The organism is Oligoflexus sp. (genome assembly GCF_035712445.1).
In the GTDB taxonomy this organism is placed as follows: Bacteria; Bdellovibrionota_B; Oligoflexia; order Oligoflexales; family Oligoflexaceae; genus Oligoflexus.
Genome location: NZ_DASTAT010000027.1, coordinates 36,329 through 55,498, shown reverse-complemented (window position 1 = coordinate 55,498; position 19,170 = coordinate 36,329). Strand labels below are relative to the sequence as shown.

Here is a 19,170-nt window from a genome sequence, read left to right as displayed (position 1 = left end):
CTCAGGGATCCGACCAGGGACACCGACGCGCCCAGCATCAGACCCAAAGATAAAAGGCTTGCGCGACTGCTGATGAAAGGCGCCAGGAGTCCAGGCAAAACCGCGAGCCAGCTCGTTATGATGGCCGCTTTGCGATCACCGATACGCGGCAAAAGCCGACCCAGCGTAAAGGTCACCAGCACAGCCGCGACGTTCCCTATCATTAAAAAAAGCCCGGCTGTTTCATAGGGAATATTCAGCTGCGCGCAGAGGACGGGCAGAACCGGACCCCGCGCGTTATCAATGAACGCGGCTGCAAAAAGACTGGCAAATCCAGCGAAAAGATAACCACGGTGACCCGTATCAACTTGGGAAGGCAGGGACACAGACACTCCTAATTCAAACTGACTTTGCGCCCGAGCAGACCCTTGAGATACAGCGATTCCGGAAAGCTGAGAAGCAGGGGATGATCATCGGCCTGCGAAAGCTGATGCAGAATCTGCATCTCCACACCCGCATCCACCGAGGCTCCAAACACCACCTTCTGAAAAAGATCACGACTGATGAGCCCGGAACAGGAGAAGGTGGCAAGGATACCGCCTTCCCTTAAAAGCTGCATGGCAAGGAGGTTTAGATCCTTATAACCGCGACAGGCGCGATCGATATGCGCGCGATCGCTCACGAACTTCGGAGGATCCATGATGATCATATCGAAGCGCGCCCCCTGATCCCTGAGCTGACGCAGATAGGCGAAGACATCAGCGCGAACATTTTCCATCTGGCATTCTTCATGGCCGGGATTCGCCTGCCAGTTGCCGGCGAGGATTTCAAGAGCGGCCTTGCTTTCATCGACGCTGATCACGCGCTTCGCCCCGCCGCGTTTTGCGGCTATGGAAAAGCCGCCGGTATAGCTGAAGCAGTTGAGGACCTCGGCGCCCTTCGCATAGGATTCCACGGCCTGACGCGCGAGTCTTTGATCCAGATAGAATCCGGTCTTGTGCCCTTCCCAACAATCCACGGTCAGAGCCATTCCGTTTTCATGCCCCACCGTTCGCACATCTTCCGCGCGACCCAGAAGGATTTCCTTGCGTTCGGTCAGGCCTTCTTTCACCCGGATGGCTTCATCACTTCGTTCAATCAGCACCTTCGGATTGAAGATGCTTTTGAGAGCCGCAACAATCGCATCCCGGCAGCGCTCCATGCCCGCTGTCAAAATTTGAAAGACAAGGTGCTCGGCATACTGATCCACGATCAGTCCGGGCAGAAAATCCGCCTCCGAGGCCACGACCCGATGCATGGTCTGAAAGCCTGGACGCAGGGCGGGGCGGCGAGCCAGAGCGGCATGGATCTGCTGTTCCAAAAAGGCCTGATCCAGCTCCTGGCCGGCGCGGCGGCTGAAGATGCGGGCCGCCAAGGAACCCTTGGGATTGTAATAGGCTCGCGCTAGGAATTGCCCCTTATGATCACAGACATCGACGTTGACCCCCGCTTCGCTCGCGTTTTGGACGCGTTGAATCGCGCCGCTGAAGATCCAGGGGTGGCCGTTCTTTATGGATTTTTCTTTACCGGGTTTCAGAATGATTTGGCTTTTCATAGGCTTTCTACAGCAGCAGTGGAAAGGGCGGGATCATAACAGACCGCAGGCGGCGCTGCAAAATAAAATAGCCCCCGGAAATACCGGGGGCCGTTTCCACTTTGGGGGGAGGGGATCTTTAGCCGGCTACGAACCAGCTGAAGTAAGTGGAATTCAGATTACAATCACCTTGGATGATCTTGCCATCGGCCTGGATCTTAAGGCATTTGCCGCTGAATTGATTGCGCAGGCGGAATTCCGCAGCGCCGCGGACAAAGAATTCCCAGGACTGATCCGTGGTATTGGTGCAGGACCTTTGAACCACGGCTGCGTTTTCTGCCGCGCTGATCACAGTCAGGCACTTCGCGGAAAGACGTGGCTTGATCGTGAAGAACGTGGGGACCGGATCAGGGATCGCAAACTGCTGGTTCTGAGCGCCGGTCACGCAGGGGGCCGAGGTCATCTGAACGTTATCCAGCGTGCTGTTGCCGGGAATGCCAAGGCAGTCGTTTTTCACCTTGTTGGGATCTGCATACTTGAAACCGTAGAGCTTGCTGCCCGTAATCGTCGTGGTCGTGGCGGCAGGAGCAGCGGCTGTATTGTTGGCAGCGGCGCGAGCAGCATTCAGTTCACGCTGCAGGCGATCGTTTTCCAGTTTTGCATTGTTCAGGTCGGTCGTCAGCTGCTTGTTCTTGGCGTCAAGTTCAGCTATCTGCTTTTCCAGTGAGGTCTTGTCCGACTCCAGTTTGGTGATCTTGGCCTGCATTTCGGTTTTTTGTGTTTCGGTCAGAGTCTTATTCGTGGCGAGCTGCTCATTCAAATTCTTGATCTGCGCGTCAAGGCCATCGGCGCGTTCTTTAAGAGTGGCTTTGTCCGTGCTCAGTTTCGTCAGAGCTTCGGATTGATCACGAATCAATTTTTCAAGTTCAGCCGTACGATCATTGCTATTCGCAGCTTGCTGCGCGGAGACACCGAGTGTGGGGGTGTCGCTTGTTCTTTGTCCGCAGGCAAGGGCCAGCATGTTCAAACTCAAGACCACCAACACATTGCGAGCAAAAGTAGCTTTCATGTTCCATTCCTCTGGTTCTGCTGTGTACTCATTGTGGGATGCTGTTGTGCGGTATTAGTTCATCTTTCGTGCCAGGGCCAGGACGGTCGGCGGCTTAGCTCATTTGGATGAGTAATTTCCCTGGCAATGTCCATGGATTACGGGTCTTGCCGCGCTGACTCCTGCCCATTTTCCCCCGAGCCCCTGACGCCTTCAGGGCCGCTTTGCCCAAATACAGTTCTGCGATTACGCGAGCGAAGCCGCGTCCTTAGCGCGATTCGTGGTGTCCGACAGAATTGTCGAAGTGTTGAACAGGAGGAAGCCGAGGGGATTTTAGGCTTTTCTTTTTTTTGCAGTACCCAGACGCGCCGTCCCCTGCTAGAAGTTTGACAGTTTCACATAAAAGGCATCGTGCCTCGATCGTCTATAAAGGGAGACGTCCATGAAGTCAGTCGGCTTGTCCTTCGCATTGCTCACGGTCCTCAGCCTGAGCGCCTGTCTGGAAGCTCAAAAAGTTGCCCCGCTCAATCCGGTTGCGAACGAACAGCCCGGTGCGAATTCCGCGACCTTGAGCCTGCCCCGCACCGCGCTGGCAGAATTGGGGCGCAGCGCCGACCTTTTGGTTATTCGTGCCTTCAAAGTGGACAAGGCGGGACTGGGAGCCGAAATACGCGACGCCTACAAGTTTCCCGTTACAGAGGCTGGACTTTATGCTCTGGAAGGTCTGCCGCTGGGCGAGATCGAATTTCAGGTTTCGCTTCTGGATGAAAAGGCTCAGCCGTTGGCTGAGGGAAGTCTGCGCGCCATCATCAATCCGGGTGCCCAGACGCTGCCGCAGCTTATCCTGAAACCGCTTTTGCCCACTGCAGTCGACCTCGATCTGAGTCTTGCGCTTCAGCTTGTGAATTTTCCCGAGACCCCCGCGACCACACCCACCGAGCCCGAGGCCGTGCGGGCTCTTTTGAAAAACTACAAATGCCAATCCTGTCATAACAGTGGAGCCCGTCCTTCCGCAGGACTGGACCTGCAAAGTTATCCTTATAAGAATGCGGCTGGCGAATCCCTCGCTCAAATTCTCGGCAAGATGACGAAGTCCTTCACCGGGGGTGATGGCGTTCCGAAGATGCCTCCTAATAATACACAGGTCAAGGACGACGAGGCCGCTGTGGTTCGTGGATTTCTTCAGGCGGTGACGACGGCCAGCGAGGCCGGCAATCAAAAATGGGTCCAGGACGTCCGACTGAGTGTTGCCTTGGAGGGCAGCGGCCGCTTTGAAACGAGCCTGATCCTCAAGGACGGCAGTTATGCCCTCAGCGATCGCCTGAATCTGATCGCTGGTTCGCGTTATGCTTACACGCTGACGGTTTTTGGACCGGGCGGCAGTAAGCTTTATGAGGTGGTCGATGCTGCTTTGGATGTTCCATTGAATGGTCGCGTGCAGTTGAAAGTTGATGTCGTTTACGAGGCACCCAGTGTCACGCTACCCGTTGTGGTGGGGGAGTAAGCGGTCCTGACCTGGTAAAAATTTTTTTTGGAAAGCAGGAGGACATGTGTCCAAATTCCTGCTAGAGTACGAGATAGTGTCACTCTGCTTCTACTGAGTTCGGGTCTTGTGCCTCAGTCCTCTTTAGTGGCGCCCTGGCCTTAAGGAGGTTCTCATGGGCAAAAAATTATACGTCGGCAATCTTCCCTTCTCTGCAACCGATCAGGTCCTCATGGACACATTTTCGGAAGTTGGTCAGGTTGAGTCGGCCAAAGTTATCTTTGACCGTGAAACCGGCCGTAGCAAAGGTTTTGGTTTTGTTGAAATGTCGAGCGATGCCGAAGCAACGGCCGCTATCGACCGTTTCAACGGCCAGGATTTCTCGGGCCGTCCTTTGACCGTCAACGAAGCCAAGCCTATGGCGCCTCGTGAAGGCGGCGGCGGCGGCGGCGGTGGATATAACAACCGCTCGCGCGGTGGCCGCTACTAAGATTGAATCGGTAAGATTCAAAGGCTGGATGCACAGCCCGGAGGATGCTAATAAGTATCTGAGGGTGGGGCTTCCAGCCTTTTTTTATTCTGTTTGGGGGACTGCATGCAGCTTCGGCGGCGGGTTTTCTTTGTTCTGGTCGTCGTGTTTTGCCTGATCGTGCTCAAACCTTTTTGGTTCCCCATGGCTACCGGCATCACGCTTGCCTATCTTTGTGAAGGCCCTGTGGAGCGTTTGATTGAACGCTGGCGTCTGACGCGACCGATCTGGCGTTGGGCGGTGGCTGTCGGCATGGTGGCTGTGGTCCAAGGGCTCTTCATTGTGCCTCTGATGCTGCTTACATGGTCGGCGACCAAAGAGCTCTTAAGCTTTTGGGAAGGCATGAGCGGCAATGAATCCGCCGTTGAAACCGGATACAAGATCCTGAGCTGGATGGATATGAAAATCACCCCGCTCCTGCAGAGCACAGGCTTTAATCTCTCTTTCGCCGATATGCAGGGCCGCCTACGTGAATTTATGCAGCCGATGCTTCGCAACATCGCCGGATTTTTGGGATCGGCTTTGAGTGCGACTCCAGAACTTCTGCTCTTTCTTTTCGTCACCTGGATGGCCTGGGTTTACTTCCTCGTCTATGGCAAACGTCAGCGTCAGGCTCTTCTGCCTAGGCTCATCCCTTGGGGTGAGCAGCGGGGAATGCTGGCCTCGACCCTGGGCGATGTTCTGCGCGCGATGGTGCTTGCGAGCATTGTCCTGTCTTTGGTGCAGTCTTTGATGGTGGTGCTGACCCTGGCGGTCTTTGGCGTTCCGAAGTTTTATCTGTGGGGCGCGCTCGCGTTCTTCCTCTCGTTCATACCCGTTTTTGGAACGGCGCCGGTCATGATCTCGGCAGCGATCTGGTCCTTCTATCACGACCGGGTATTTGCCGGAATTTTCATACTGGGCATGTCGATCGTCATTGGGCTTGCGGATAACGTCCTGCGGCCGCTCCTTATGAAAGGATCGAGTTCCGGGGCCACCGATATGCCGTTCTTCTGGCTCTTCATGTCGATCGTGGGGGGGATCGCGGTCTTCGGCGTGGCGGGTGCGGTGCTCGGGCCTTGGGCTTTTTCCCTTTTCATTGCCGTGCAGTCAGTACCGCTGATTGATATAGGAAGCGAATGAAAAAAAAGCCCCGGAACTTTCCGGGGCTTTGACTTTTAGGCTTTGTAGGTCAGGTCAATGTCGGTGTTGGCCAGGAGCTTGCCGAGGCCGATATTTTCCGTCACGAAGAACTGGCAGAAAATGCGGAAGTCCTGCTGCTTGGTCTGCAGGAAGGCTTTTTCCTCGCCGCTGGCGCTCGCCATTTTGCTTTCTGCCAGGAGCGCGTGCTCCAGAAGACGCCATGCCGTCACGATGTGACCAGCGTACTTCAGGAAGTCCGAGCAGTGCAGGAGCACCGCATCCATTTTACCGGCCATCGCAAGCTTGCCGAAGTTATGAAGGATCTCCTGAGCTTTCTGCAGGGAAAGTCCGAGGGTCTGGAGTTCAGCCGGGAAGAGCTTCTGCGCGTCGGGCTTTTGCATGCTGGCCATGATTTTCTTGCCGAGGTTGCCGAAGGTCTTGCCGTTATCCTTCAAAATTTTCCGCATCACGAAGTCGATCGCCTGGATCGCGTTGGTGCCTTCATAGATGGCGGCGATTTTAATATCGCGCATGAACTGCTCGATGCCGTATTCAGTGCAGAAGCCGTAGCCGCCATGGCTTTGAACCGCATCACTGGAAAGACGCATGGCTTCGTCGGAAGCATAGGCTTTGCAGATCGGGGTCAGAAGGCCCACTTCATCCTCTTCCTTGCGATCAAAGAGGTCGGCGGTGTAAAGGCAAAGCGCGCGCAGACCGCGGGCCATGGCTCTCATCTTCAGCATGGTGCGGCGGACATCAGGATGCTCGATGATGGGTTTGCCGAACTGCACGCGTTCGAACACATACTGATGGGTGAGCTGGTAGGCGAGGTTCGCCTGGGACTCACCCTGCACACCACAATACAGGCGCGCTTCATTCATCATGATGAACATGTTCTTCATGCCATCGAATTCTTCGCCGATGAGCCAGCCTTCGCATTTCTTGTTCTTGCCGAAGACGAGTTCGCAGGTCGCATTCGCATGCAGGCCCATTTTCTCTTCGATCTTGCTGCAGTTCACATCGTTCGATTCGCCCTTGCTGCCGTCAGGCTTGACTTTGTATTTCGGCACGATGAAGAGCGAAAGACCCTTGGTGCCGGGAGCGCCGCCGGGAGTGCGGGCGAGCACGAGGTGCACGATGTTTTCATAAAGATCGTTGTCACCGGACGAGATGAAGATCTTGGTGCCTTCGATCGAGTAGCGACCGTTGCCCAAAGGCTTGGCGGTCGAGCGCAGGTTACCGACGTCACTGCCCGCATCGGCTTCGGTCAGACACATCGTACCGCCGAAGCGGCCTTCGACCATCGGCTGAACATAGACGGCCTGCTGCTCTTTGCTGCCGACATGCAGAATCACGTTCAGAGCGGCTTTGGTCAGGCCGGGATACATGGACCAGGCGCAGTTTGCGCCGGTTGCCAGCGAAAGACAGGCGGTGGTGATGGCTTCGGGTACAGGGCTGCCGCCGACTGTATCGGGCAGACCCAGGGCAAACCAGCCATTTTCATAGAATTTGCGGGTAGGATCGCGGAAAATGGCCGGAGCTTTCACACCCTCAGGGGTCCACTTCGCGCCATTGACATCTGACTTCTGGCGGGTGGGGAAAATTTCCTTGCCGACAAAACTGTCAAATTCACTGACGATGGTTTCAAGATCCGAGCGTTCCAGTCCATAGCTATGCTTTTGCACCTGAAGGACGTCAAAGAGGTTGAAGTTAATGTCGCGCAGATCTGATTGATAGTTGGCCATGGATGCTCCTTTAAAATAGCTGAACGCAGAGGGCTGCGGAAATCCCACCGCCTGCGGTAACAAACGGAGTACATGCTCCCATAGTATCACTGTTTTGCCAGGCAATTCCACGCCATCTCGAGCGTAGGAGTGTTCTCCAATCGGTGAAAGCCTTGCCAAGCCTCAGGAAGGTAGGGTCGGCGAATCGAGCGACGCGTTGTTCTCTTAAACCAACTGTCAAGCGAAAAGAATTGTTTTGCACAAACGCACAGGCTCCGAGGTAGGTTTGGGCTCTTTATCTTGTCGCAATCGTCTACTTTGCATTGACCGTGGCGCCCGAAAAAATGCACAAAGGGGAAAGAACTTCCAAGACAAGGATACCGATATGAAGCGATGGATGGGCCTTCTGTGCCTCTTTAGTCTCCATTATGGAGCACCAGGTCTGGCTGCCGAACCCGCGGAAACGCCTCTGACTTTTTCTGTACTGACCTACCAGGTAGAGACGGCTTCAGCGAATAATCTGCCGCTCATCGGCAGTAAACTCGATGACTTCGATATCGCCGGCATTCAGGGTTGCTTCACCAGCTGCGATATTCTTCTGGCCGCTGCCCGCCATCCGAACAAGTACTACTTCAATGAAAGACCCTACTGGTGGAATCGCAGCAACTCCGGCCTCGCGAGTCTTTCCAATTTTCCTTTGATCGAAGTGAAAAAGATTTACTACAAAGCCCAGGCCAGCTTCGTGGACGAGAAGGAATCGAAGGGCATACTTCTGATGCGTTACGATGTGAACGGTCATATCCTGGATGTTTATAACACCCACTTTCAAGCCGGTCAGGCCCAGCTTAATGTTGCGGCGCGGCAATTTCAGGCTTTGGAATTGGTGCAGTATGTGAATGCCGAATCCCCCGAGGAGCATACCGTCGTCCTCATCGGTGACTTCGCAGTGGGCAAGAGCAAGCAGCCGACCATCAAGTCGAAGCTTAAACTTCAGGATCCTGCGGAAACTTTATTCGGATGGTTTGAAAATCCCTTCGATCGGGTTCTCTTCCGTTCGGGCAGCAATACCGTCTTTAAGCCGATCGCATGGAAGGATCTGAGTCAGGAATTTGTGGACGGGAGCGGAGCGCCCCTCAGTCAGAGCGCTCCGATCGCAGTCCAGTTTTCTTTGGAATGACGCGTCTTGCCAGATGAACGAGCCTTACGGCAGATGAACGAGCCTTACGCCAGATGCCGCCGCGGCATCCAGCTCTGGACCCAGTTCAGCACATAGGGCAAAGCCCATCCGATCACGAGTCCCAGGGGCAGAAACAGAAAAAAGAGCAAGGTGAGCGTCGCGCTGATCGCCAGGCGACTGGCGAATGCAAGAAGAATGGAACTCATAATAAAAAACGAGAAAATTATAAGCTCTAACATGCCTACCTCTAATGTACTTATGCCTTGCTTTTTGTCCTATCGGAAGATTTGGTGAAAACTTAAGGAGGGTTTTTTAGAGAAGGCATGTCCGTGGGTTAAAGGCGTCGAAAGGCGTGGGAAATCCTTGGATATCCCACGCTTTTTTCATGCCCCGGATATCAAGCGCGCAGTCCGGCGAGGGGGCCTGTCCCAAGGCTGGCATCGCCATAGCTGGTATCTGGCAGTCCCATCGCCTGCAGCATCGAGACCAGAACCTGATTATGGCTGGCTCCCAAACCATCCAGACAGCGTCCTGTGTTCCAATTGCCACCGGCCTGTCCCGCCAGGATCAGTCCCACATTTTTAAAGTCATGCAGGTTGGAATCGGCAATCTCGGTCAGGGCCATGGCCGCTGTATTGTAAAGCAGCGACTGATCGCCTTCCTTGATGGCCTTCAGACGACCCAGGAGTTTGGCGATTCGATCCGTATACCAGGCCTGGGCCTTGATGAAATCCTGAGCGCCGCTGCCATTCAAATCCCCGTAATGCGAGATATCATGATGCCCGCGCGCGACATCCACGCCGCCTGGGAAATTAAAGGCTGTGGGGCTGACAGGGTGAGACCACTGGAAATAAAGGACATTGGTCACGCCGCAGGCCAGCACCTGAACGGCAAGATCGGTCATGATATCGCCGATGACGGCAAAGTATTCGTTCTTGTGCGGCCCGGGTGGATAAGTGTGATCCGGCTGCGGAAAGCTCAGGCCCCGCATATCCACCTCTTTGGTGCAGGCGCCTGCAACGGGGCCACCGGCTGCGCTCTGCACGCGTCGTTCAAGTTCGCGCAGAGCTTCCAGGTGCACATCGAGCTTTTGTTTTTCCACGCTGCCGAGCTTATTCTGAAGACCTTTGATGTCATTCATCGAAAGGTCGAGGATGCTCATCTCGGCGGCCAGAAGCTTGTTTTTGGTCACAGGATCGGCGGACCCGCTGGCGCCACCGAAGATATTATAAAAGGCTTTGGCAGGATTATCCTCGATCGGCGAGGCCGAACCCGGGGCAAAATAGGAGATGTGCGAGCCGGTCTGAAAGTTGGCACCCACACCCAGGCGCACGACGGGCAGGATTACATTCGATTTGAACTTTTCGCCCAGATAGGTGTCGAGGCTGATGCCTCCGCTATGGCCTTTCACACCGGAAAGAATATAGGCCGCGCCCCCTTCATGGCTGCCTTCCGTTGCATAGTTCACATTCTTCACGAGGATGACATCATCCCGCACCGCTTTCAAAGGCGCCGTCATCGGCTGGAATTCAAAATCACGGCCGCTGCCCGTGGGATGCCAGCGTTCCTTGATGATACCGTCCGGAAAATAAATCATAAGCGCGCGTTTGGCCGGAGTCGCTCCGAAGAGCCTTTCTTCCAAGAGGACGCGGGTAAAGGGCAGCGCGAGAGCTGCATTCCCCAGATAACGCAAAAGGCGACGACGATCGAGTTCGGCATGCAAGGTTTTCATTCAGCGGCTCCTTTCAAGGTAGGATGGATCGGTAATCATTTTGATCAGCAGCTGAGCGAGGCTCATGTTCTGCTCGACAAAAGTGCTGGAGAGCTGCCTGAGGCTGCAGACATCCTCCGCTGATTCCAATCGACCCTGCGCCATGCGCCAGGTCTGAACGACGAAACATTGTTTGGCTCGGGTTGAAGTCGCAAGAGCCAGGCTCAGCTCCCGACCGCCGTTGATATCCACGTTTTTCCCATCCAGGGCAAAGACCTGACCCGAAGCATCGACGGGTTTTCCGCTATCCATGCTGCGGAAAAGTCCTACAGCATCAAAGTCCTCCATGCTGAAGCCCACACCATCGATCTTCACATGGCAGCCGCGGCAGGCGGCGACCGCTGTATGCGCAGCAAAGCGTTCCCGCGTCGTGGCCCCTTCTTTCGGAGCAGGAACCATAATCATAAGGTCGGGTGGTGGCGGCATGAGCATATCGCAGAGGATATGCTCGCGTACGAACTTGCCTCTTTGAATCGGCCCGGTTTCGGTCGCGTAGGCGAGGGACGCCAGGACACTGCCGTGACCTAAAATTCCAAGGCGGGGCTGACCGGGAAATGTCATCTTTTGAAGGTCACCTTCAGGACTCAGCTGAGCCTGGTAGAAATCGGCGAGACGCGGATCACCGAAACTGTAATTCGCCGTGAAAAGCTCGGTGAAACCGGCCTGCTTTCTGCGCACCACGAAATCAAAGAAGTCCTCGGTTTCGCGGGCCATGCCGGTGCGTACGGAGTAATCAAAGTTCGGATAACGCGAGGCGTCCTTATTCACGCTCAGGACGGCCGAATAATTGAGCCAGGCGTTCGCAAAGGCCTTCATGCCTTCCTTGGCTCTATTATCCTGCAAAAGTCGCCGCGCCTGGGCCACGAGGGTTTCGTCTTGCAAAAGCTCGCCTGTGCCGGCCAGCTTCAGAAGTTCATCATCCGGGGTGCTGCCCCAGAAAAAGTAGGACAGCGCACTCGCCATTTCAAAGGCGGTCAGCTTTCCATTCTCGCCGGTTTCACTGCGGTAAAGAAAATGCGGTGACGTTAAAAGTCCACGAACGAGCAGCTCCATGCCCGCCGTCGCACTGATCTCGCTGCCGACCTGATGCACGCGAAGCAGTCCCTTGACCTCATCTTCTGCCAAAGGCCGACGCCAGATCTTAGGGCCATACGCACGAATAAACTTCTCGGCGCATGCAGCCCCATCCGTGACGGGGCAGCCGATGAGCCGATTCCATTCCCTGCCAACGATCTGCTGGGCCAGTTCCTTGGCCGTTTTATCATAGGCTGACGCATGATCCGAACTCACCAAGGCGAACTGCGAGTTGTTGCTAAATCCCAACACCTTTTGTTCCACAGGGATCGCACCGCGGTAGTCCGCATAGAGGCGAAAGACATCATTTACCGAACGATTGTATTCATCGCGCGTGAGCAAACGCAGCTGACGCTTGCTGCTGACAGTCGGGGTTTCCGCGCAGCTCGATTCCTTGGCAAAAATCTTTTCCAGGTTGGCCCTTATCGCGGAAGGATTCAGGGTGGGTTCAGCCAAAAGACGGGGCTCTTCATCATCTGTGGGTTCCTCGGAACCCGCTTCGGACGTTCTTTTGCTGACTTCCGGCTCCTGCTTTTGCAGGCAACCCGTCAGGAGCGCAAGAGCGACAAGACCGATCGGGGGAATTCGTCGAAGTTGATCTCTCAATGTCCTTTCCTCCATGAATGAACGAGGCCTCAAGCAAAATCCATGCTTGAAGCCGTCTTTGAGAGCTGTGTGAACTGCTGTCTACTTTTAAGTTAACATAGTTATTCAGCTTAACAAACTTTACTTTTTCTTTAGCTCACGCGATGGGCTCAAGCATTTGCCCGCGTGTATCAGCCGGAAGGCCACCCGTAAAGCGGTTGTCGCCGAAGGTGTTGGCGGTCATGCCGAATCTTTGAGCGACATTCACGAGCAGGTGATTGTGTGGTGTGCAGCGGTGCTGATAAGTTTGAACTTTTTCCGCTTTGTGTTCAAACCAACGGCCCATTTTAAAGCCACCACCTGCCAGCATAAAGACGGCCGCGTCACCAAAGTGTTGAGGATGGCCCATTTCCGTGCCAATCATCACGACTGTGCTGTCGAGTATGCCGCGTGCATCGAGCTGGCCTAAAATATAGGCGATCTGTTCCATATACCATCGCTGCGATTGATTAAAAGCCCGCTGTTCCTCGGTATTGAAGTTGCCTTCCGTGTTCAGTTTATGAGCCACATCATTATGGAAGTTGGTGGAATTCAAAAGGGCGGAAGGATCCTTGATCTGCGTCAGGGCATCATTTTTAATCACGGTGCTCATATTGTAACTACCGTGTGAGCGCGACATGATTTCGATGCTGGCGAGAGACACTGTTCCGCAGGCCAGGGCCGCAGCCACAACATCCGCTTGTCTTTGCGTCAGCGTCGCCATGGATGCTTCCGCCGCTGTGAACCCTGCAGTATTGATGCTGGGCTTCGCCTGGCAGGTGAAGGCATTGACGCCTTTGCCCAGACCTTCGATCGTCTGCTGATGCTTCAGAAGGAGGTTCAGTTCATCCCCCTTCAGACGCTTTTCCAGCCGTGCGAGTTGCTTTTTGACGAGGTTATTGATGTTTTCCTCGGCCTGCTTCTTCGAGGTCTCCTCAGCCGTCGGAGCGCTTGAGGTAAAAGCGGCGAAGGCTTTATCAAAGGATTTCTGCGGATGAGCGATGACGCTCAGGCGATTGCTATCACCGGCACCGGAATAGCAGATTTCGCTGGGCGTATCATCAAGGCCCTGGGCTGCATTATAGGAAAGAAAGCAGCCCACGCGGAGGACTTTGTCGGATTTGAAGAGGTGCTGGGACAGAGCATAGTCAAGGGAGGCAGACGAGCCCTTGGAGTCGCCGGACGCAAGGCCCGTAAAGGAAGCCGCAAGGCCCGCATGGGCGCTCGACGAGCTCAGGCTGCCGTTCGGTTTCAAGGTTTCATGGCCAAGGCCCGAGAATATGGCGAGACGATTCTTAAAGGGTTCCAGCGGAGCCAGAACCTTCGACTCCAGAAGCGTGAAACTTCCATCCGGCAAACGCTTCGGTTCCCAGTCGCCGTTGACGGCTCCGTGGGGAAAGGAGATCGCTAAAAACTTAAGCGGCTTGCCGCCAACGGTTTGACCAAACGCTTCATCCATTGGAAAAAGACTCAGGCCGAGATTGCCCAAAAGCGGAGTCGAGGCCAAAAGCCCAAGATCTTTCAAAATTGCGCGACGCGTTCTCTGGATCATGACATGCCCTTCCTTTAGATGCGCGTAATAAAGCGATCGGTGCTGATCAGATTCAAAATATAGTCACGAATACTGGTGCCTGGGGTCAGCGTCTGGGCTTCGCAGCTCAGCGTTCCGTAGGCATACTGCTGGTAGAAGCTGTCAAAACACGCCGCGAGTTCCTTGCTCTGGCTGAGGTTTTGGATCAGCTCGTTGGAATCTTCATAGGACTTATCAAGGCTCAGGCCGAGCGCGATGTCGACTTTGGTGTTCACCGGCTCGCCGTTATCCAGCATGCGGCTCATGCCCAGCTGGTCGAAGTTTTCAAAGACAAGACCGAAAGGATCAATGCGGACGTGACAGGAAGCGCAGGTCGGATTCGCGGTATGCATCGCGAGCTTGGCTCGTGTGGTCTTGATATCCGGCGTTTCCTTCAGGTCGTTATTCACGTTCGCCGGCGGTGGTGGAAGGGCGAGGCACAGCATATTGCGGGCGATGGTCTTGCCGATCTTCACAGGGGCTGTGCTGTTGTTGTTGGAATGCGAGGCGATAAAGGCCCTTTGCTGCAGAATACCGAAGCGTCCGCCTTCCTCTTTGGTCAGGAGGGTTTCCAGGCTTCCGTCTTCGCTCATGAAGGTATTCAGGAATTTCTGAGTCTCACCAAAGACGGCCTTGCCATCATAGGCGCCCACTTTATCGGCGGTTTCAGCACGGCCGATTTCCAGCCATTCGATAAAGAATTTCTGCAGAGTCTCATTCATCCCGTTTGTGCTTTTCAAAAGTCTTTCTGCCTGAGTCCGACGGGTGGCGCCATCATTCAGACCACCCTGGGCAGCGACCTGCATCAGTTCCGCATCGGGCGGCATCGAGGTTAAAAGATAGGAAAGGGCCGCGGCGATTTCATAAGGTGTCATGCTCTCGCCAGACGATTCATTGCCAAGTTCGGTGCGGTAAAGGAAATCCGGCGACTGGAAGAGATAGGTGACGACATTGGCAAAGCTGCCGAGCGTTTTCAGATCCGCGAGTTCCTCAACCGCCAAAGGACGGCGATACACCTGGGCCCCCAAATTTTTGAGGCATGCATCCGTCAAAGGTTCTGCGCTGCAGCCCAGCGCATCTTTTTTCGCAGCCGTGAAGCCTGTCGCAATCGCGCCGGCAGCCTGCTTGATATTGAAGGCGAGGTTCGGATCTATGGTCCGGGATTTCTGATCGTTGCTGAAAGCAAGCCTTGGGTTTCTGTTGCCATCTTCCACCGAATGCGCGGCGGGGATGTTGACGTCCACATCCACGCCTGAAATCACGCGAACGGTATTTTTGTATTCAAGGCGTGAGAGCAGCGTTACGCGGCGTGGCAGTTTTTTGCCATCGCAGAGAGAGGCCTTGGGTCCGCCTGCCAGGGGCGCAGAACATTGGGAAACAGCGGTAAAGAAGGCTTTGATCTTATCCTGGTCACCTTCATCCAGCTGTTTGCCGCCGGCATGGCTGTCGGCGCTGCTGGCCTTTTTATAAATGGCTTCGGCATTGCCCTGCTTCAGCTGATTGAAGACGGCCATATTCCACTTGGCATCGCCGGCTTGAAAGGCTGCGAAAAGAGCGCCACTGCCACCTGCCACATGGCAGCGGATACAGCGTTTTTCAACAAGGGGTTCGATGTTCTTTGTGTAGGCCTCCAGCGCGGGGGCACAGGATTGTTCCGTTGGCTCGTTTTTATCTTTGCTTCTTTTATCGTAGCCTTCGTAGCGAATGCAGCCAGTCCCGAACAGGAGAGAGACGAGGACGAGTCGAGTCAAGTTCATGTGCCACCTCAGATCAATTCCGCAGAAGTCAACAGCTCAAAAGGATAAGGAAAAGGTCTCTGACAGGGTTGTCCAAAAACTTGTCAGGGCTCATAAAAATTCCCTGTGTTTTCAGCTCGCGCCAGAGGTGGAACGCACCACCGTAAAGGCATTTATGCAATATCATGCCCACGAGGGATGGACCCATGCTGCGTAGACTGCTCTTTTAAAGCCCGTCCACTGATTTTAGGGCCTTATGTTACAATGGGCAGGGGAGGGCGCCGCCGATGACCAAAGCCGGTGAATACTGGACCGAAGCCGCGATCAACGCCAGCAAACAGCGCATCAAAGATGAACTCGACCAGCGGCAGAGCGTGGATGGACCCGAGGCGCGGCAGCAGCTTATTCTGGATCGTTTGAAAGAGTATGAGGCCAGCGAAAAACCGGACGAGCTGCTCGATCTTTTCGTCTATCTCGTCTCGGCTCTGGTGCATCACAGCCGCTATCCGTTTTTGACGAGCAGTCGCTACGAAAAACTCCTGGATCATGCGCGCACGATCCTTCAATCCCAGGGCATACGCGAGGGGCGGTCACGCGTTTCGTTTTTACACGGGGAACTCCATTTCATTCAAAGCCAGATCGAAAGACAGGAGGGCCGGCATTGGACGGCGGCCTGGCATCAGTTTATGGGCTATCACGCCACGCGCGGCGAGCCGCCAGGGGGTGAAGGTTTTCAGCAGCTTTCGCTCGGGAACAGAGCCATGCGCCTGGGACACACGCGGCTGGCGCGAGGGTATTTGGAAAAGGCCGAAGGGCTCCTGAGTGGGCCCCTTTTGGAACGCTGCCGTCTTTCGCTAATGATTTGTTTGCGTCTGCTTGGTGATCATGAGAACGCCATGGGCCGCCTGCTTGCATTGAAAAGCGATGCGAACGTGAGCGAGGAAGCCCGTCGGGAACTGGAATGGGAAGAAGGTCTGCATCAGTTCGCAGCGACTCAGGATCTGGTGCCGCTTCTGATCCTCACGAAAAAGGGCCATCCTTGTTACCACACGAGTTATCTCGTCGAACTTTCCCTGCTGGCCATGTCCACCTCATCGCGGCAATGGCTCGATCGGGTTCCGAAACTGGAAAATCTGCGCCGACGCAAGGACCTTGATGTTCCGCGTCACGATTTGTTTCTGAGCCTCGCAAAAACCCTGCAGGAGGCCTATGACGTGGAACGCCCCTTGAACCAAAGGCTCCAGCGTGTCGGCGAAAGTCTGAGCGCCGCGCAGGGACTATTCAATGTGGAAAAGGAACTCCTCTATTGGGCTGCCTCCGCGCGCTGGCTTTTGCGTTGCCGCAGTGACGATCTCGCAGCCCTCGCCCAGGCGGAGTATGAATCCCGCTGCCTTTTGGCCAGCGACGGCAAGACCCGCGATATCTTCCAGGTTTTTGTTTAGAATTCCAGACCTTTCCCGCCTATTCTTAAGAATATCCCAAAATCAGCCGAAATGTTTCCAGAATAACCATATCCATCCCGGATCCGCTTACGATCCGGGACTTTGCACCCAGGGGCAGGTCATGCGACGGACAGGCACCATCTGGCTGATGGCTGGATTCATTTATTCCCTCACGGCTTGCAATAAAGCAGCGCCGCTGACGCGCACTGCAAACGATCTGCAGTCGGTCGTCGATGCTCCCAGCACCGATGCCAAGACCGATCGTCCCACGGAAACAGGCGAAGGTTTGCCCGGATACCTGATTGATCCTGCAAAACTCGCGATAGAAACCCAAGACAATCTCAGAACGATTGTAGGTTCCGCCGCGGCTGTCCGCAGCGTGCAAGGACCTGCTGCCAGTCTTCGGGTGCTCCTGATCAGGGTCGATAAACGCAGCGCGAAATTTCAAAAAAACAATCAGGACTGGACCCTGAACGGATCCCAGATCGTGGCCGTGCAGGCGGATGTCGCGGGTGCTTTTAAAATTCAAGGCAGCATCACCGCCGATGAACTTTTGTTCCTGAAACTTGAAGATTCCGCCGGCGCACAGATTCACTATAGATCCACAGCCATGGCAAGCAGCGTCCTTTGGATCGAAGGCAATGCCGCGCAACCCCTGGATGCCGACCACGCGGCCCAGATCAGCGCCCAGGTCACCGCCGCTCAATCCGATGCACGGGCCACAGAAGTGGCGCGACTCATCGAGCAGCTGAAAACCACAGGCCAGTGCCGGAACTGCAATCTGGCAGGAGCCGATCTTTCGGGACTTGAGATCGTCTCGTGCGATCTTTCTTTCTCCAATTTGATGGCTGCGAAGTTTGTCCTGGCGAACCTTGCCTCGTGCAACTTCACAAACTCCAACCTGTCGCAGGCGGATTTTACGCAAGCGAACCTGGCTGGCGCTAATCTAACGCAGACTGACCTCAGTGGCGCTGTCTTCACGGGAGCCAACACTGATGGCGTGGTCGGAACGCAGATTCCCCGGCCGTGACGGGTGGTTAGGTAAGATTTTGGAATAGTCCATAGGTTGCGCATGCTTACAGAATTTCTGCCGTTTGATTCAAGGTTTTATCGCATGTCGAAACAGGGATTTTAGAAAAAGTCAAAGATTTCAGGACGATGATTCCCAAGTGACTGTCAGAAATTCGACCCCGACACCGTTTTGAGCAGTGCAGATCGGAATTAGCCCAAGTGAATTCAGACAGTTGCCCAAAAAAAGTCCTGGTACGAGAGATGCAATATAGGTGGTGTGACCAAGCCCTGCAAAGTCAGATGTCTCAGGAGGTGTCTGACGCCCTTTCGCAGAGCTTACGATGTTCGACCTCCTATCGTTCGTGTGTGCCCTTTCATGATTCCTCGGAGTAGCCCTCCGGGGAATTGCTTTTTTGGGGCGAAAAATCCTTTTCTTTCAAACACGTGTCCGCTAAGTTCGGAGCTTGTTTAAGGTCCACATGGAGAGGGATTGATGCGCCGCTATCTACTGAAAGCTTTCGTGTGTCTATCGGTGTTGCTGGTCGGTTCTGCGTCACTGCAGGCGGGCCCCGCTGTTGATAGGATTAAGAAGCGTGGAACCCTGCAGATCGGGGTCGAACCTGGATTTTTACCCTTTGAAATGCGCACTCCAAAAGATGAGTGGGTTGGCTTCGATGTTGAGATGGTGCAGGCCTTTGCCAAGACTCTGGGCGTCAAAGCTGAGTTCATCAGCACCAAATGGGATGGAATCATTCCGGGACTGATGGCTTCGAAATACGATCTCATCGCCTCGGGCATGACCATCACCCCTGACCGCTCGCGCATGGTGCTCTTCAGCAAGCCCTATTACAACGCTGGGCTGAAGATCTTGATCAACAAAAAACTCGAAGGCCAGGTGAAAAACCTCGCCGAGCTGGATAACGAAAAATACACGGTCCTGGTGAAGCTTGGCACCACGGGTGATATCTTCGCCACCAAGAATCTGAAAAAGGCCAAGATCCGCCGCATGGATGCGGAAGCCGATGCCGCCCAGTCGGTTGCGCTCGGACGCGGAGATGCCTTTATCTATGACAAGCCCTTCATGGAAATCTACGAAAGCGGACAGAAAGGCAAAGTCGTCCTGCTGCCCGACCTTCTGTCGAGCGAAAACTTCGGGCTCGCGGCACGGAAAAGCGATCAGGATCTCATTGATGCCTTCAATAGCTTCCTGGATGGATGGAAATCGAGCGGCGGCTACGACGCGGCATTCAAGGCCATGTTCCAGGATCTGACCTGGAAAAAACAGTTCCCCAATCAATTCTGAGTTC

Annotated in this window: 16 protein-coding genes; 7 read left to right on the top strand and 9 right to left on the bottom strand. The window is 54.7% G+C overall.

Annotated elements, in window-relative coordinates:
• The 3 genes from VFO10_RS06175 to VFO10_RS06165 form a co-directional block, all read right to left on the bottom strand.
• The coding region (locus VFO10_RS06175; RefSeq protein ID WP_325138136.1) for a hypothetical protein at positions 1-365 on the bottom strand (365 nt) is incomplete at its 3' end.
• 8 nt (positions 366-373) lie between these two features.
• Positions 374-1,573, bottom strand: coding sequence for a class I SAM-dependent rRNA methyltransferase (locus VFO10_RS06170; RefSeq protein WP_325138134.1), 1,200 nt, complete (start codon positions 1,571-1,573; stop codon positions 374-376).
• Positions 1,574-1,691: 118 nt separating this feature from the next.
• Complete coding sequence (locus tag VFO10_RS06165; RefSeq protein ID WP_325138132.1) at positions 1,692-2,621, bottom strand: RICIN domain-containing protein; 930 nt, start codon at positions 2,619-2,621, stop codon at positions 1,692-1,694.
• Positions 2,622-3,042: 421 nt separating this feature from the next.
• Between VFO10_RS06165 and VFO10_RS06160 the strand changes: the two genes are divergently transcribed.
• The 3 genes from VFO10_RS06160 to VFO10_RS06150 all read left to right on the top strand — a co-directional run bounded on the left by VFO10_RS06160 (position 3,043) and on the right by VFO10_RS06150 (position 5,734).
• Positions 3,043-4,104, top strand: coding sequence for a hypothetical protein (locus tag VFO10_RS06160; protein WP_325138130.1), 1,062 nt, complete (start codon positions 3,043-3,045; stop codon positions 4,102-4,104).
• Between the two features lie 154 nt (positions 4,105-4,258).
• The gene (locus tag VFO10_RS06155; protein WP_141733134.1) at positions 4,259-4,573 is read left to right on the top strand and encodes an RNA recognition motif domain-containing protein; all 315 of its coding nucleotides are present in this window, start codon (positions 4,259-4,261) and stop codon (positions 4,571-4,573) included.
• A 105-nt stretch (positions 4,574-4,678) separates the two neighbouring features.
• Positions 4,679-5,734, top strand: coding sequence for an AI-2E family transporter (locus VFO10_RS06150; protein WP_325138127.1), 1,056 nt, complete (start codon positions 4,679-4,681; stop codon positions 5,732-5,734).
• 35 nt (positions 5,735-5,769) lie between these two features.
• On the opposite strand, the gene VFO10_RS06145 is transcribed toward VFO10_RS06150, so the two are convergent.
• Positions 5,770-7,479, bottom strand: coding sequence for an acyl-CoA dehydrogenase (locus tag VFO10_RS06145; RefSeq protein WP_325138125.1), 1,710 nt, complete (start codon positions 7,477-7,479; stop codon positions 5,770-5,772).
• Positions 7,480-7,843: 364 nt separating this feature from the next.
• On the opposite strand from VFO10_RS06145, the gene VFO10_RS06140 reads away from it, so the two are divergent.
• Positions 7,844-8,635 (top strand): hypothetical protein, encoded by a 792-nt coding sequence (locus VFO10_RS06140; RefSeq protein ID WP_325138123.1) that lies wholly within the window; start codon positions 7,844-7,846, stop codon positions 8,633-8,635.
• A gap of 44 nt (positions 8,636-8,679) precedes the next feature.
• On the opposite strand, the gene VFO10_RS06135 is transcribed toward VFO10_RS06140, so the two are convergent.
• From VFO10_RS06135 to VFO10_RS06115, 5 genes are all read right to left on the bottom strand, one after another.
• Positions 8,680-8,874: a hypothetical protein gene (locus VFO10_RS06135; protein WP_325138121.1), complete on the bottom strand. Its 195-nt coding sequence runs from the start codon at positions 8,872-8,874 to the stop codon at positions 8,680-8,682.
• A gap of 158 nt (positions 8,875-9,032) precedes the next feature.
• Positions 9,033-10,367 carry a DUF1552 domain-containing protein gene (locus VFO10_RS06130; RefSeq protein ID WP_325138119.1) on the bottom strand — a complete coding sequence of 445 codons (1,335 nt, stop codon included), beginning with the start codon at positions 10,365-10,367 and terminating at the stop codon, positions 9,033-9,035.
• The gene (locus VFO10_RS06125) at positions 10,368-12,086 is read right to left on the bottom strand and encodes a DUF1592 domain-containing protein (RefSeq protein ID WP_325138117.1); all 1,719 of its coding nucleotides are present in this window, start codon (positions 12,084-12,086) and stop codon (positions 10,368-10,370) included.
• 136 nt (positions 12,087-12,222) lie between these two features.
• Positions 12,223-13,656, bottom strand: coding sequence for a DUF1552 domain-containing protein (locus VFO10_RS06120; protein WP_325138115.1), 1,434 nt, complete (start codon positions 13,654-13,656; stop codon positions 12,223-12,225).
• A 14-nt stretch (positions 13,657-13,670) separates the two neighbouring features.
• The gene (locus VFO10_RS06115; RefSeq protein ID WP_325138113.1) at positions 13,671-15,431 is read right to left on the bottom strand and encodes a DUF1588 domain-containing protein; all 1,761 of its coding nucleotides are present in this window, start codon (positions 15,429-15,431) and stop codon (positions 13,671-13,673) included.
• 266 nt (positions 15,432-15,697) lie between these two features.
• Between VFO10_RS06115 and VFO10_RS06110 the strand changes: the two genes are divergently transcribed.
• From VFO10_RS06110 to VFO10_RS06100, 3 genes are all read left to right on the top strand, one after another.
• A complete protein-coding gene (locus VFO10_RS06110; RefSeq protein ID WP_325138112.1) occupies positions 15,698-16,852 on the top strand; it encodes a hypothetical protein in 1,155 nt (384 codons plus the stop codon).
• Positions 16,853-16,973: 121 nt separating this feature from the next.
• Complete coding sequence (locus VFO10_RS06105) at positions 16,974-17,882, top strand: pentapeptide repeat-containing protein (RefSeq protein WP_325138110.1); 909 nt, start codon at positions 16,974-16,976, stop codon at positions 17,880-17,882.
• 474 nt (positions 17,883-18,356) lie between these two features.
• The gene (locus VFO10_RS06100; protein ID WP_325138108.1) at positions 18,357-19,166 is read left to right on the top strand and encodes a transporter substrate-binding domain-containing protein; all 810 of its coding nucleotides are present in this window, start codon (positions 18,357-18,359) and stop codon (positions 19,164-19,166) included.
• Positions 19,167-19,170: the final 4 nt, after the last annotated feature.